This is a genomic window from Halomonas sp. MCCC 1A13316 (genome assembly GCF_014931605.1).
Taxonomy (GTDB): domain Bacteria; phylum Pseudomonadota; class Gammaproteobacteria; order Pseudomonadales; family Halomonadaceae; genus Halomonas.
In genome coordinates this window covers 1,319,283-1,333,416 of the sequence record NZ_CP053382.1, presented here as the reverse complement: position 1 = coordinate 1,333,416, position 14,134 = coordinate 1,319,283, and the positions used below count along the sequence as shown (strand labels likewise).

Sequence of the window (14,134 nt, the reverse complement as noted above, 5' to 3'; positions counted from 1 at the left end):
GACGATGCCCGGGTGATAGACTAAAGTCTTAAGTCTATCCTGCCCCTACACTCTCTTCATGCGGAGCCCCGATGAACGCCTCGGTACTGGTCATCAATTGCGGTTCGTCGTCGATCAAATATGCCTTGGTGCCGTCCGCACCGGATCAGCCGCGCCTGGCCGGGCTGGCGGAACGCTTGGGTGGCGCCGATGCCCGACTCAGGGGGGTCGACAGCCGCGGCGAACCCTTCACGCAGGCCCTCGGTGAGGCCGATCACACTCGTGCACTGGAAGCCATCTTCCATCGCCTGGAGGGGCGTCGGCCGATCGCCGTGGGCCATCGCATCGTGCATGGCGGCGAGCGCTTCACCCAAGCCGCACTGATCGATGATGACGTCGTCGCAGCGATAGAGCGCACTTCGGCGCTGGCCCCGTTGCACAACCCCGCCAATCTCGAGGGCGTGGCGGCCACCCGTCGACTGTTTCCCGATCTCCCCCAGGTAGCGGTGTTCGATACCGCCTTCCACCAGAGCCTACCGCCGCGGGCCTACCGTTATGCCCTGCCGGAGGCGCTCTACCGCGACCACGATATCCGTCGCTACGGCTTCCACGGTACCAGCCACGCCTACGTCAGCCGACGCGCCGATGCACTCAGCGAGCTCGATGGCGGCGCCTGGCTCACCTCTCACCTGGGCAACGGCTGCTCCACCTGCGCCGTGTGGCAAGGCCGAAGCCTCGATACCAGCATGGGACTGACCCCGCTGGAAGGGCTGGTGATGGGCACGCGCAGCGGCGATGTCGATCCGGGCCTGCATGCCCACCTTTCACGCCAGCTGGGCTGGTCGCTGGATCGCATCGACGAGGTGCTCAACCGCAATAGCGGCCTGCTGGGGCTGTCGGGGCTGAGCAATGACATGCGCGAACTGGAGGCCGCCGAGTCACAGGGTCATCCAGGGGCGACGCTGGCTATCGAGGTGTTCTGCTACCGCATCGCCAAGTCGCTGGCGGCGCTTTCCTGCGCCCTGCCCCGCCTCGACGGTCTGGTTTTCACCGGTGGCATCGGCGAGAACGCCGCCCAGGTACGCGAACGGGTCATCGGGCTGCTGCCCCATTTCGGCCTGCAGCTCAACCGAACCACCAATAGCGAAACGATCCGGGGACGCGAAGGCCGCATCGACGCCGGGGGGCGCCAGCTTTGGGTCATCCCCACCGATGAAGAGGGACAGATCGCCACCGAAACCCGCCAGCGCCTGGCTAAGTGAAAGGAAGAGACGAACGCATGACGCCGCACGACGTACGACCGCAACCCCAGATTCTGCTGATGGTGCCAACCGGCGTCGGGGTCGGCTTGACCTCGGCCAGCCTGGGACTGATGCAGGCGCTCGACACCATCGGTCTCAAGACCGGTTTTTTCAAGCCGTTCCGCCAGGACGAGCTGAACGGCCCCGGCCCCGACCGCTCCACCGCACTGGTGAGCAGCACGCTCGGGCTGCGCCCGCCGGCACCCATCGCCCAGGCCGACATGGAGCGCCTGCTACGCCAGGATCGCCTCGACGTGCTGATGGAGCAGGTCATCGAACTCTTCGATCTGGCCGTGGACAGTCACGACGGCAGCGTGCCGGACCTGATCGTGGTCGAGGGCGTGGTTCCCACCGCCCACGGCACCTACGCCACCCAGCTCAACGCTCAACTGGCGCATGCGCTGAACGCACGGATCATCCTGGTCGGCAGCGGCGATGCCGCTGCCCCCGAGGCACTGGCCGAACAGCTCGACATGCATGCCCGTGCCTTCGGTGGCGTGGGCTCGGCGCGTACCTTGGGCTGTATCCTGATGCGCATGCAGAACCTGCCCGGCGCCGAAGAGCCGGCGTTGGCTCCGGGGACCAGCAGCGTCCTGCTCGATGATGCTTTCCTCGCCGAGCTGCGTCGCCACTCCCCGGCGCTCGCCACCGATCGCTTCCACCTGATCGGCGTGGTGCCCTACAACCCGGCATTGATCGCCCCGCGGGTGGTCGACGTGGCACGGGCGCTCGATGCCCGCTTCCTCAGCGAAGGCGACGCGGCCAGCCGCCGGGTGCTCTCCACCAGCCTGTGCGCACGTAGCGCCGCCAATGCCCTGCACGTGTTCCGACCCGGCAGCCTGATCGTGACCTCCGGTGACCGCGACGACATCGTGCTGGCCTCGGCACTGGCCACCATGAACGGGATACCCATGGCCGGCGTGCTGCTGACCAACGGCTTCATGCCCAACGACAACATGATCGAGATGTGCCGGCCGGCGCTGAAGACCGGCATGCCGGTACTGGCGGTCGACACCGACAGCTTCACCACGGCCAAGAACCTGAGTCGGATGGGTAACGACATTCCCATGGACGATCTGGAACGCGCCGAACAGGTGACCCGTTTCGTGGCCGGTCACATCGACCTGCAGTGGCTCAAGGATTACCTGAGCCGCGGGTTCACGCCGCGCCTGTCGCCGTCGGCATTCCGTCATGAGCTGGTCAAGCTGGCGCAGCGCGCCAACCGGCGCATTATCCTGCCGGAAGGCAACGAGCCTCGCACCGTGGAAGCCGCAGCGATCTGCCAGCGCCGTGGCATCGCCAACTGCGTGCTGCTGGCGCGCCGCGAAGAGGTAGAGGAAGTAGCGCGCAATCGCGGCATCGAACTGCCGGAGGGGCTCGATATCCTCGACCCCGAGCGGATTCGCCACCGCTACGTAGCGCCCATGGTGGAGCGTCGCCGCGGCAAGGTGAACGAGTTGACGGCAGAGGACCAGCTGCAGGACAACGTAGTGCTCGGCACCATGATGCTGCAGCTCGACGAGGTCGACGGCCTGGTCTCGGGGGCTATCCATACCACCGCCAATACCGTGCGCCCTGCCTTCCAGCTGATCAAGACCGCCCCCGGCTATCGCCAGGTGTCGTCGATCTTCTTCATGCTGCTGCCGGAACAGGTGGTGGTCTACGGCGACTGCGCGGTGAACCCGGACCCCGATGCCGAGGCACTGGCCGAGATCGCCATCCAGAGCGCGCGCTCTGCACAGGCCTTCGGCATCGAGCCGCGAGTGGCGATGATCAGCTACTCCACCGGCGAATCGGGCAGCGGTGCCGATGTCGACAAGGTGCGTCAGGCCACGCGCCTGGCCCGCGAGCAGGCGCCTGACCTGCTGATCGATGGCCCGTTGCAGTACGATGCTGCCGCCATCGAGAGCGTCGGCCGCCAGAAAGCGCCCGATTCACCAGTGGCCGGGCGCGCCACGGTGTTCGTGTTTCCCGATCTCAACACTGGCAACACCACCTACAAGGCGGTGCAGCGCAGCGCCAGGGTGGTCAGCGTGGGGCCGATGCTCCAAGGCCTCAACAAGCCGGTCAACGATCTGTCGCGGGGCGCGCTGGTCGACGACATCGTTTATACCATTGCGCTGACCGCGATCCAGGCTGCCCAGCGTGGCTAGGCTGGCCCAACGCAACTAGACGGCTGCCCGCTCCTGCCTGACCAGGCGCTCGGGCCCATAGGGAGCGGGGTCGATGGCCGGTTCGCGCCCCAGCAGCAGGTCGACCAGCAATCGGGTCGACGCCGGCGCCAGCACCAAGCCGTTGCGGTAGTGCCCGGCGTTGACGTGAAGCCCCTCGATACCGGGCACGGCCCCGATGAAGGGGATGCCGTCCGGCGCCGCGGGCCGCAGCCCGGCCCAGTGGTGCTCGATCTCGCACTCGGCCAGTGCCGGCAGCATCGATACGGCACTCTGCCGCAGCGACTCGCGCGCCTCCTCGGTGGTGCGTTTGTCGAAGTCAGTCTGCTCCAGCGTCGAGCCGACCAGCACGCGGCCGTCGGCGCGCGGGATCAGGTAGCGCCCGTCGGCCAGCACCACCCGCTCGAGCAACCGGCGGCCGCCGGGCATCGGCGGCGTAGCGAATAGCATCATCTGCCCTTTGACCGGTCGTACGGGTAGCGCCACGTCGAGGTCAGCCAGCAACACACCGCTCCAGGCGCCGCCGCACAGGATCACCTGCCCGGCGTCGATGCGCCCATGTGTGGCCTCAATGCCACAGGCACGCCCACGCTCGGCAATAAGCCGCTGCACCGCGGTATTCTCCATCAGGGTCACGTTGGGCAACGCATCCAGCCGCGAGCGCAACGCCCGACACAACCGCGGGTTGCGCACGCTGCCCAGCGTGGGCATCCACAGGCCGTCCGTCACGCCTTCGCGCAGCCACGGCTCCCTGGCATAGATGGAAGACGCATCGACGCGCTCCAACGGCCAGCCCTGACGCTGCGCCCAGGCGAAGGCGTGCTCGGCATCGTCCACGCGCAGATAGAGCAACCCCTTCTGGCGGTATTCGATGTCGATGCCGGTGGTCTCGAGCAGCCTGTCGGCCAGTTCGGCATAGCGGTGCGAGGCACCATGGGCCAACCGGGATACGGGCTCGCTGTAGCGCCAGGGGTAGAGTGGCGAGACGATGCCGCCACCGGCCCAGGAGGCCTCCTGACCGCAGCGGCCCCGCTCCACCAGGGTCACGTCATGGCCGGCCTCGGCCAGCTGGCAGGCGGTAAGCATACCGATGACCCCGCCACCGACGACAAGAAAATCGTTCACACAGCGCTCCTGTGACTCATGCCCGCCCAGGTGGCGGCAGTTGAGGGCTCATGACACGACTGCGCCCCGGCGTGGCGGGGCGCAGGCAATGACACCGTGGTAGAGCGAGGACCGTCAGGCAGCGGTGCCTTTCAATCTCTCTCCTCTCTCACGCTGCGCCGACACAGCCGCTCCATGGTAACCAAAAGCTGCTCTGCCCAGTAACCTTGTCGGGCGCGAACTGCACCAACAGCGTCTACAGGCGCATCCGCTGGCAAGCCCATCCTGGCAAGCTCGGCCTTTCACGCTGGTCCTAGCTGGCCTAGAGTGGAGGAATGTTCAGCTAAAACTGAAGGAGGAATGCCCATGGCGGTTCAAGAGCGACCCTCGGTCGTGGCAGGCCCCGAGCGACGGGCTCAACTGTCGCTGTTCGCCCTCAACTTCTTCAAGCATCCCCGCATGCTTGGCTCGATAATTCCCAGTTCCTCCTTTCTCATTCGCCGATTGCTGGAACCGGTCGACTGGGAGAAAGCTCGAGTCATCGTCGAATACGGGCCCGGCGTGGGCACCATCACCCAGGAGATCCTCAACCGCCTGCACCCTGACGCAACGCTGCTGGTCATCGAGACCAACGAAGATTTCGTCGACTATCTCAATCGTACGCTATTCGATCCAAGGCTGAGGGTGATCGCCGGTTCGGCCGAGACGATCGGAGCCGAGCTGGAGCGATTGCGCCTCCCGGCGGCCGATTACGTGGTGGCAGGCCTACCTTTCAGTACCATGCCGGCCGATTGTCGGGAACGAATCCTCGAAGGCAGCCAGGCAGCACTGGCCCCACAGGGCTCCATGCTGATTTACCAGTTCTCGCCCAAGGTGTCCGCCGACCTGCACCAGACCTTTTCGCGGGTAGAGAGCGCCTTCGAGCCCATCAACATCCCGCCGGCCAGGGTCTACTTCTGTCATAAGTAAGCCCCGGGCTCGAACCGCAGGCCGCTTGGTCTGCGGTCTTCATACAGCACCTCTTGACCCGACCCCGTTGATGGCCAGCAACCCGGCTGCGGCCTCCTTGTGCGTGCGCTACACGCCACCAGTGCTGGTTCGGCGATCGTAAACGGCCTATCCTCAATGGTTCCATAATTCTTCATCCAAGCATCGCAAGGGAGAAACCAATGCCCGGCCTGTTGCCAGACGTCGACCCCGATGGCCTGCTCGAGTACTCGGTGGTCTATACCGACCGTTCGCTCAACCATATGTCCCAGCGCTTCCAGGGAATCATGCGTGACGTCTCGGCGACGCTCAAGCAGGTCTACCGGGCCAGCAGCGCCGTGATCGTGCCCGGCAGCGGCACTTTCGGCATGGAGGCCGTGGCCCGCCAATTCGCCACCAACCAGCACTGCCTGGTGATTCGCAATGGGCAGTTCAGCTATCGCTGGTCGCAAATCCTGGAAATGGGTGCCATCGCCTCCTCGACCACGGTGCTCAAGGCACGCCGCCTGGCGCCCCAGGATCCCCAGTCTCCTTTCGCCCCAGCGCCCATCGAGGAGGTCGAGCGCAGCATTCGCGAAGAGCGGCCCGGCGTGGTGTTCGCGCCCCATGTCGAGACGTCTGCCGGCCTGCTGCTGCCCGACGATTACCTGCGCCGTGTAGCGGCAGTAACCCACGAAGCCGGCGGCCTGTTCGTGCTCGATTGCATCGCCTCGGGCACGCTGTGGGTGGACATGAACGAGATCGGTGTCGACGTGCTCGTCAGCGCCCCGCAGAAGGGTTGGAGCGGCCTGCCCTGCTGCGGCATGGTGATGCTCTCAGCACGAGCCCGCGAGCGCATCGAGCAGACCGCCAGCACCAGCTTTGCCTGCGACCTGCGCAAGTGGCTCTCGATCATGGAAACCTACGAGAATGGCGGCCACGCCTATCACGCCACCATGCCCACCGACGGCCTTGCCCGGCTGCGCGACATCATGAACGAGACTGCCGAATACGGCTTCGACCGGGTATGCGAGGAGCAATGGGCCCTGGGCCAGGGCGCGCGCGAGTTGTTGGCGCGCTACGGCTACCGCAGCGTGGCGGCACCCGGCTTCGAGGCGCCCGGGGTGGTGGTCTGCTATACCAGCGACCCGGCCATCGTGGCCAAGTTCGCCGCCGCCGGCATACAGGTGGCTGGAGGTGTGCCATTGATGTGCGACGAAGGCGACGACTACCAGGCCTTCCGCATCGGTCTGTTCGGGCTCGACAAGCTCCACGACCTGGAACGTAGCCTGGCCAACTTGGAAGCGGCGCTCGAACGGGTCGCCTGACCCCGGTCAGGGCGGCCCTGGGCCGCCCTTCGGCTCAGGTCAGGTCCAGAAACCACTCACACCGCGCGGCATCATGCCGAGGTTGTTCTCCACGGACTTCACTCCAGGCGTGTTCTCGGCGGCAACCTGAACGGCCTTCTTCTCTTCCTGGCTCTCCACCAGCCCCCAGACTTGCACCACGCCTTCGGTGACGATGACGTTGATACGGTCGACCCAGACTCCGGTGTGCTTGTCTACCTCCTTGAGTATGGCATCGCGGATCTCACGATCGTCGGCCGTCACAGGCGTTTCCGTATCGGGTGCCGTGGCCGAGAAGCCACGCAGCAGATTGGCGCGGCTGACGATGCCTACCAGCTTGCCATTTCGTACTACCGGCACGCGCTTGATGTGGTGCTTCTCGAGCAACTTGGCAACACGGTGAAGCGGCTCGTCTTCGCTGATGGTAATGGGGTCGCGCGTCATGATCTCGCTTGCCCGGCGCGCATGCGACTTGACGTATTCACTGGCGCTGCTGCCGCCAGCGAAGATGCGCAGCCACCAGGACTTCTGTCGTCCCTCATCGTTCTCGACCCGACGCATCAGGTCGCCTTCACTGACGATACCCAGGATCTCGTCACTCTCGCCCACGACAGGCACGGCGCTGATGTTGTTCTCGAGCAGGAGGCGTGCAATTTCACGAACGTCGGCGTCGGGCGATACGGTTATGACTTTGGCAGTCATGACATCAACAGCTTGCATGGCAGCATCTCCATTAAGGGAGCGGTCAGGGTTGCGGCCGACCTAACATGAAATCTAGTTCGAATTGGCGCAGGTCACAATTCGCCGCTTGTCTTGACACTAGCAAACCGAGCCTACAGTCGACTTGACCTGGAACAACATCGAAGCCACATGGCGTTACACGACGGGCGTCCCTGCTTGTTCCTCTTCCCCCTCTTCGGGCTTGCCGCCCTCCTGATGCACCTTGACCACGTCGACGATCCGCGAACGGCTCATGACGATCTTCCAGCGCTGCAGGATCGGCTCGGCATTGGCGACCTCCTCGCGCACTACCAGGTTGAGCAGGTGGCGCTTCTCGACCGACTCCCGAGAGACCTGTCCCTCCTTCAGCCGATAGACACGATGGCTGCCCTTGTCCATGAGCCGGGTCAGTTGAGACAGGTCGAGCGAGAGTGTCTCGCGGGTCTTCTCGTAGCCGCTGAGAAAGCGCGTGGGCGACATGCGCGAACTGGAACGGTAGTGCAGCACCACCTCCTCACGCTGGGCCACATTGCGCTTGCGAACCCGCTTGATCTGCTCGTCGAGCTTGCCGAAGCGCTTGTAGTCGAACCACTCGAGCTGGCGTCCCACCGGGTTGTTGCTGGTGGCATCGAAATATTGGCGCCGCCACTTGGGGCGGCCCTTGCGCAGCCAGCGCCACAGGGTGTTGCGCAAATCGTCCTTGAACACCTCGCGCATGGCATACAGCACCGCCATGGCCAGCACGAACAGTGCGGTGATATTTCCCACGGTATCGCGAGCCTGAAGCAGCCCCAGCGAGACGAAGACCATCACCACGCCGGTGGCCAGTCCCTTGACCGCCTTCTGCTCGGCGCCTCCCAGCTCCTGGGTCTGCTGCTTGAGGGTAACGGGATACTCGATGAGGCGTCGCAGCAGACGCATCTTGTTGGACATGCGTGTGGGGTCACGAACCACCCGGCTGGCGTTGTACTCCGCCAGCTCGCGATGCTCGCTCTCGGCCAGGCAAATCTCCAACAACCGCTCGCGGATGGTGCGGTAGTCGCGCCCTCGCGGCAGATGCGCCACCAGCGCCAGCAGGCGCTGCTCGGTGAACCACGACAGGTAGTTGTCGATGTTGGCGTAATACTTGAGCAGTCCGTCGTCGCTCGGCTGGTTGCGACGCAGGCGGCGCAGGATACCCTGGGCCAGCTCGCACAGCTCCTCGAGGCGCTCCTGCAAACCGGCCGCCACGATACGCTCCTGTGCCTGGCCGCCGTCGCCTGTCTCGTTCGGCTCGCCGCCTTGCGCCTCGGCTCGCTCGTCCGTCTCGGCGTGGCGCTCGGCCTGTTGTACGCGTCTAGCGGTATCCAGCAGCGATTGGGTCGCCCGCTCTAGCGCCACCACGTACTGGTAGGCATAAAGGCTCAGGCTCAGGCGATACTGCTCGGTGCTGAGTCGACCACGGCTGGCCAGGCGGCTGAGCACCAACGGCAAGTGGTGTTTGTCGCTGTAATAGGTCCGCTTGACGTGGATCGCACTGTAATAAAAAGCATCCTCGGAGATGACATGCTCGTTGAGGCCAAGCTCCCCCGGTACGAACAGGAAGAGGTCCAACCGATGCGACGTTTCTTCCTGCAGCACGCGGGAGATCTTGAGATGGAAGCTATCCTTGCGTTCGACGGTAATCACGTCGGCGCAGCTCCTTGTACCAAAGGCCATTGACAGGCCGAATGTTTTTCATAGTACGAGGAATGTCGGCCCCCTTGCCATCAAGAAGAGTCCGGCGAGGCGCGCTGCGGGTTGGTCGCCCCTTCGGGGTCGGCTAGGCCGGCTTCCCCCGGTGCTCGCCCTTTGGCATCGCGTGGGGGTACCGTATCGCCGCCTTTCGGCTCCTCGCTCGCCATGGCATCGCCTGGCTGGCCCTCCATGCTTACGCTCAGGCGCGGCATGCCGAGGTCGAGTCCCTGGGCCTCCATGCGTTGCTTGAGCAGCAGATTGAAGGCACGCGCCACGTCCCATTGCATGACCGGCGCGGTGCGAAAGCGCATTCGCAGCACAGCGGCACCCTCATCGAAGCGGTCGACGCCCTGCATCTCCAGCGGTGACCAGATGTGATGGCGCATCATCGGATCCTGGCGCAACTCCTGAGCGGTCTCCTGCATCAAGGTAATGGCAGCGTCGATCTTCATGGTGTGCGGTATGCGAATTCGCATCAGCGCGATCCCGAAGTGCCGCGACATGTTATGGATCGACTCGATGGCGCTGAAGGTTATGATGTGCAGGATGCCGTCGAGGTCGCGCAGGCGCACGGTTCGCAGGGTCAACCCCTCGACGGTGCCCATGTGGCCGTTGATCTGGACGAAGTCGTCCACGGCCAGCGAATCCTCGACGATGATGAAGATCCCGGTGATCAGGTCCTGCACCAGCGTCTGGGCACCGAAGCCCACGGCCAGCCCGATGACCCCGGCACCGGCCAGCAGCGGCGTGACGTTGACCCCCAGGTTGGCCAGGCCGACGATGACGGCGATGATCACGATGGTGGCAAATATGACGTTGCGAATCATTGGCGTGATGGTCTGGGCGCGGGCCTGATTGACCCGCCGTCCCCGGGAACGAGCGGAAGAGACCATTGCGCGTTGGATAGCGGTATCGGCGAAGATCCACGCCAACCAGGCCAGCAAAACCGTGAAGCCCAGTGCCAGCAGCGCCTGACCGATACGTACCCCGGCTACGCCCTCGCGCCCAAGGCCGAACAGCGAACCTCCCCACACCTGCAGCGACAACTCGGCAAAGACGATCCATGCCACCATATGCGAGAGCGCATAGCCGAAGCGTTCGAGGCGCCGGCGATACTCGCTGATTCGGCGGCGCTTGCTGTGTCGCTCGTTATGGCGCTGGACCAGGCCGGTTATCACAAGGGTCAATACCAGCAGTGCCGCCGAGATGATCGAGCGTGCCAACGCGGCGCCCACATCCCCCACGGTGATGAATATCGCCAGCAGCGAGACCACGACGATCAGCAGCGCCGGTACGTGCCAGAGCCCGCCGACAATGCGCGCCAGCTCGATGCCGGTACCGCCTTCCCGGCGTACGTGCCAGGAACGGTTGCGGATCAGATGCTTGATCGGGCGCTTGAACTTGAAGATGAAGCGAATGCTGAGCAGGGCCGCCAGCACGTTGGCCAGCACCGAGCCCAGCGCCGCAGGCTCCTCTCCCACGATCGAGGAGAGCCGCTCGGCATTGAGCGCATCACCGAGAGCAATCAGCGCACCGATCGCAAACAGCAGGCGCAGCCCCCGCTGCTGCAATATCAGTACGGCCGGGAAGCGATGCCCACTGGTGAACTCCGACACCACGCACTCCACGACCACCGAGAGGGTGCGGCCGCAAAGCGCCAGGTAGGCCAGGATCAGTGCCAGCGTGCGACCGGGACTGGGCGGCAGCACCTGGACCAACCCCATGATCAGCAAGAAAGCGAGCGCCCAAGGCAGCATGCGCCGCAGGAAGTGCAGCGCCAGCAGCCAGCCTCGCGGCTCCCGCGGCAGGTCGAGAGGCAGCCCCTGGCGTACGAACAGCACCCTGCCGAGGGCAATCAGGATGGTCAGCGCCCCGGCCCAGACGCCCAGCAGTACGGCGCTCTGGATGGAGAAGCGCAACAACTCGCTGGTACCGGTCTCGACTACCAAGTCGCTGAGCCCCGTCCAGCCCTGCTCCAACTGGCGCTGCCAGTCGTCGATCGGCGACCCACCGGCCTCGGCCTGGTCGCCCAATTCGCTGAACGTCTCAGCCAGGGCGCCGAGCAACCCCTGGCGCTGAATGGATTCATCGGCGGCCACGCTTTGTGCCCGATGAATTTCACGCAGTTCATCGAGCAAGGCGCCACGGCGCTCATCGTCCTCCAGGGTGGTGATCACTTCGTCGAGAGATTGCTGAAACGTCTCGGCATCATGAACACTCCCCTGGGTCTGTTCACCCTGGCCCACCCCCCCGAATGACAGCTGGGCGTATCCTGGACCAGCCCACGTCAGCGGCAACAGCATGAGCAGCATCAACCCGATGCGAATCGCCACTCGCCAGCGCCCGATGTCACTGCGTTGGGAAAAAGCTCCTGGCATCGATCGACACTCCCTCGTTTCGTTGGCCTTGTGGCTGGGACAGCAGTAGATCAGGGGCGCTCCCTGCCGACTTGTCGCCGCCCTGTGCTAGGCTGGCTTCAGACTCTCGAGTCGCACAGGATGCCTTCATGCTGCCGCAATCACCACCCGAGCATCTGAATGTCCAGGGTAGGACCCGACGGGTTGGCGTCGAGATCGAGTTCGCCGGCCTCCCCCCCCAACAGACCGGCGAACTGGTACGCAACCTGTTCGGTGGCAAACTGAAGCTGGTCAGCCCCCATCGGCTGCGAGTCGAAGCCACGCGCTGGGGAGATTTCGTCATTGAACTCGATACCCAATATGCCCATCCCGATGCCCGGTTATTGCAGGCATTGCCGCGGCACGATACCGAATGGGAACGTCAGCGACACCAGATGCGCCTGGATTTCCACAACAAGACCCGTGAACTGATCGGCGATGTCGTCACGGGCCTGGTCCCCACCGAGATCGTCTGCCCGCCGGTACCATGGGACGAGCTGAACGAACTCGACGCCCTGTTCGCTGCCCTTCACGCTCACGGCGCCAAGGGCACCGATGCCAGCTTGCTGTATGGCTTCGGCCTGCACCTCAACCCCGAGGTGGCTGACCTGGAACCCGAGTCCATTCTGCGTCACCTCCGTGCCTTCCTGCTCCTGGCCGCCTGGCTACGCAAAGAGATCGATATCGACATCACGCGTGAAGTGCTGCCCCACGCCAATCCGTTTCCCAAGCACTATGCACTCAAGGTGCTCGATCCGAACTACGCCCCGGACCTGAATACACTGATCGCCGACTACATCAACTTCAACCCCACGCGCAACCGCGAGCTGGATCTCTATCCGCTATTTGCTTACCTCTGCCCCGACTACCCGGACGAGCTGTTTCGCAACAACCTGATCAAGCCGCGGCCGACGTTTCACTATCGCTTGCCGAACGCACAGCTGTCCCAGCGCAGCTGGGGCGCCGTGGTGGAGTGGAACCGATGGGTGGCGGTGGAGCGCCTCGCAGCCGACCGCAAGGAGCTCAACGCACGTGCCGGCCGCTACGTCAGCCTGCACACGCAGCCGCTCGTGACCCGCATGGTCGGCAGATTGCGGAACTGGATCAAGGAGGTCCGTTCTCCCTCATGACGCGCCCGCTCATCGGCATCACCACGTCGGATTACAAGAGCCGTATCGCCTGGTGGTTCGATTGGTTCGCCGTGTGGCGACACGGCGGCCGACCGCTTCGCCTTTCCCCTTCCCGCCCGCTACCCGAGGCGCTCGACGGGTTGATCATCGGCGGTGGCGATGACATCCAGGCCCATCTCTACGGCGGCGAGATGCAGCTCGACGTGCGCCTCGACCCCCAGCGCGACGAGCTCGAACTCGAACTGATGGAGCGCTTCATTCCCCAGGGCAAGCCCGTACTGGGAATCTGTCGCGGTGCTCAGATGCTCAACGTACACCTGGGCGGCACGCTCGACCCCGACATCTATACCACCCATGAAGGGCTCAAGCGCCGACGTACCGTACTGCCGCGCAAGACGGTCGACATCATGGACGACAGCCAGCTACGCCGAATTCTCAAGGTGAGCTGGTGCCGCATCAACAGCCTGCATCATCAGGCCGTGCAGGAGGCGGGACACGGTATCGAGATTGTCGCCCGCGATCGCGACGGTCTGGTTCAGGGTATCGAATCACACCACCACGAGTTCCTGATCGGCGTGCAGTGGCACCCCGAGTGGCTGGTCTTCAACCTGCCCCAGCAGCGCCTGATACGCGCCCTGGTCGAAGCCGCGCGGCATAGCACCGCAACCTAGCTCGCTTGAAGACAGCTCCCTGACCATCTTTCCCAGGCAGAGCGAAGTGCGGCCACACGAAGGTGGCCGCCAGGCAAATCGTACGGTCGCTCAGTTTTCCAGCGCGGCATCCAGCGTGATTTCGGCCTTGAACAGCTTCGAAACCGGACACCCCTCCTTGGCCTTGTCGGCGGCGCCCTGGAAGGCCGAGGCATCGGTGCCGGGGCTTCGCACCCGGGTGGTGAGATGGATTCTGGTGATGCTGAAGCCACCCGAATCCTGCTCGAGGGTCACGGCGGCCTCGGTGGCGATACGCTCGGGCGTCATCCCCGCCTCGCCCATGATCATCGACAGCGCCATGGAGTAGCAGCTGGCGTGCGCCGCACCGATCAGCTCTTCCGGGTTGGAGCCAGGCTCGCCCTCGAAGCGCTTGCCGAAGCTGTAGGGCACGTCCTTAAGCACGCCGCTCTCGGTCGAAATCTGACCCTTTCCCTCTTTCAGGCTACCCTCCCAGACAGCGCTACCGGTTTTTTTGATGCTCATGTGGGTCGACTCCTTGCGATAAGAGAACTGGCCAAAGATTGGAAGGCAACGTGGACAAACGCTGCCACCCCTCACCATAGCGCATGGACTTGTCTTCGCCATCCCTTTGTCG

11 protein-coding genes are annotated in these 14,134 nt (G+C 64.4%); 6 read left to right on the top strand and 5 right to left on the bottom strand.

The window, feature by feature from the left end:
- Positions 1-71 precede the first annotated feature (71 nt).
- Together HNO52_RS06225 and pta are read left to right on the top strand one after the other, a co-directional pair.
- Positions 72-1,241, top strand: coding sequence for an acetate/propionate family kinase (locus tag HNO52_RS06225; RefSeq protein ID WP_197568312.1), 1,170 nt, complete (start codon positions 72-74; stop codon positions 1,239-1,241).
- A gap of 17 nt (positions 1,242-1,258) precedes the next feature.
- Positions 1,259-3,433 carry a phosphate acetyltransferase gene (gene pta, locus HNO52_RS06220; protein WP_197568311.1) on the top strand — a complete coding sequence of 725 codons (2,175 nt, stop codon included), beginning with the start codon at positions 1,259-1,261 and terminating at the stop codon, positions 3,431-3,433.
- Between the two features lie 15 nt (positions 3,434-3,448).
- On the opposite strand, the gene thiO is transcribed toward pta, so the two are convergent.
- Complete coding sequence (gene thiO / locus HNO52_RS06215; RefSeq protein WP_197568310.1) at positions 3,449-4,576, bottom strand: glycine oxidase ThiO; 1,128 nt, start codon at positions 4,574-4,576, stop codon at positions 3,449-3,451.
- Between the two features lie 345 nt (positions 4,577-4,921).
- Here thiO and HNO52_RS06210 point away from each other — a divergent pair, with 345 nt between their 5' ends.
- Together HNO52_RS06210 and HNO52_RS06205 are read left to right on the top strand one after the other, a co-directional pair.
- On the top strand, positions 4,922-5,524 hold the full coding sequence (locus HNO52_RS06210; RefSeq protein ID WP_197568309.1) for a class I SAM-dependent methyltransferase: 603 nt from the start codon (positions 4,922-4,924) through the stop codon (positions 5,522-5,524).
- Between the two features lie 200 nt (positions 5,525-5,724).
- The gene (locus HNO52_RS06205) at positions 5,725-6,849 is read left to right on the top strand and encodes an aminotransferase class V-fold PLP-dependent enzyme (RefSeq protein ID WP_197568308.1); all 1,125 of its coding nucleotides are present in this window, start codon (positions 5,725-5,727) and stop codon (positions 6,847-6,849) included.
- A 39-nt stretch (positions 6,850-6,888) separates the two neighbouring features.
- Here HNO52_RS06205 and HNO52_RS06200 read toward each other — a convergent pair whose 3' ends face one another.
- From HNO52_RS06200 to HNO52_RS06190, 3 genes are all read right to left on the bottom strand, one after another.
- A complete protein-coding gene (locus HNO52_RS06200) occupies positions 6,889-7,587 on the bottom strand; it encodes a CBS domain-containing protein (protein ID WP_197568307.1) in 699 nt (232 codons plus the stop codon).
- Positions 7,588-7,743: 156 nt separating this feature from the next.
- Positions 7,744-9,255: a hypothetical protein gene (locus HNO52_RS06195; protein ID WP_197568306.1), complete on the bottom strand. Its 1,512-nt coding sequence runs from the start codon at positions 9,253-9,255 to the stop codon at positions 7,744-7,746.
- Between the two features lie 80 nt (positions 9,256-9,335).
- On the bottom strand, positions 9,336-11,681 hold the full coding sequence (locus tag HNO52_RS06190; RefSeq protein WP_232090614.1) for a mechanosensitive ion channel domain-containing protein: 2,346 nt from the start codon (positions 11,679-11,681) through the stop codon (positions 9,336-9,338).
- Between the two features lie 128 nt (positions 11,682-11,809).
- On the opposite strand from HNO52_RS06190, the gene HNO52_RS06185 reads away from it, so the two are divergent.
- Both HNO52_RS06185 and HNO52_RS06180 read left to right on the top strand, forming a co-directional pair.
- The gene (locus HNO52_RS06185) at positions 11,810-12,829 is read left to right on the top strand and encodes an amidoligase family protein (RefSeq protein ID WP_197568305.1); all 1,020 of its coding nucleotides are present in this window, start codon (positions 11,810-11,812) and stop codon (positions 12,827-12,829) included.
- Positions 12,826-13,500: a gamma-glutamyl-gamma-aminobutyrate hydrolase family protein gene (locus HNO52_RS06180; RefSeq protein ID WP_197568304.1), complete on the top strand. Its 675-nt coding sequence runs from the start codon at positions 12,826-12,828 to the stop codon at positions 13,498-13,500. The genes HNO52_RS06185 and HNO52_RS06180 overlap by 4 nt, the downstream gene beginning before the upstream one ends.
- Positions 13,501-13,590: 90 nt before the next feature.
- Here the strand turns inward: HNO52_RS06180 and HNO52_RS06175 are convergent, their stop codons facing one another.
- Positions 13,591-14,022, bottom strand: a complete 432-nt coding sequence (locus HNO52_RS06175; RefSeq protein WP_197568303.1) for an OsmC family protein — start codon at positions 14,020-14,022, stop codon at positions 13,591-13,593.
- Between the last annotated feature and the right edge of the window lie 112 nt (positions 14,023-14,134).

Coding starts and splice junctions, on each gene's coding strand:
- HNO52_RS06200 (WP_197568307.1), bottom strand. CDS start 7,587: ATGCAAGCTGTTGATGTCATGACTGCCAAAGTCATAACCGTATCGCCC.
- HNO52_RS06185 (WP_197568305.1), top strand. CDS start 11,810: ATGCTGCCGCAATCACCACCCGAGCATCTGAATGTCCAGGGTAGGACC.
- pta (WP_197568311.1), top strand. CDS start 1,259: ATGACGCCGCACGACGTACGACCGCAACCCCAGATTCTGCTGATGGTG.
- HNO52_RS06175 (WP_197568303.1), bottom strand. CDS start 14,022: ATGAGCATCAAAAAAACCGGTAGCGCTGTCTGGGAGGGTAGCCTGAAA.
- HNO52_RS06210 (WP_197568309.1), top strand. CDS start 4,922: ATGGCGGTTCAAGAGCGACCCTCGGTCGTGGCAGGCCCCGAGCGACGG.
- HNO52_RS06190 (WP_232090614.1), bottom strand. CDS start 11,681: ATGCCAGGAGCTTTTTCCCAACGCAGTGACATCGGGCGCTGGCGAGTG.
- HNO52_RS06180 (WP_197568304.1), top strand. CDS start 12,826: ATGACGCGCCCGCTCATCGGCATCACCACGTCGGATTACAAGAGCCGT.
- HNO52_RS06225 (WP_197568312.1), top strand. CDS start 72: ATGAACGCCTCGGTACTGGTCATCAATTGCGGTTCGTCGTCGATCAAA.
- HNO52_RS06205 (WP_197568308.1), top strand. CDS start 5,725: ATGCCCGGCCTGTTGCCAGACGTCGACCCCGATGGCCTGCTCGAGTAC.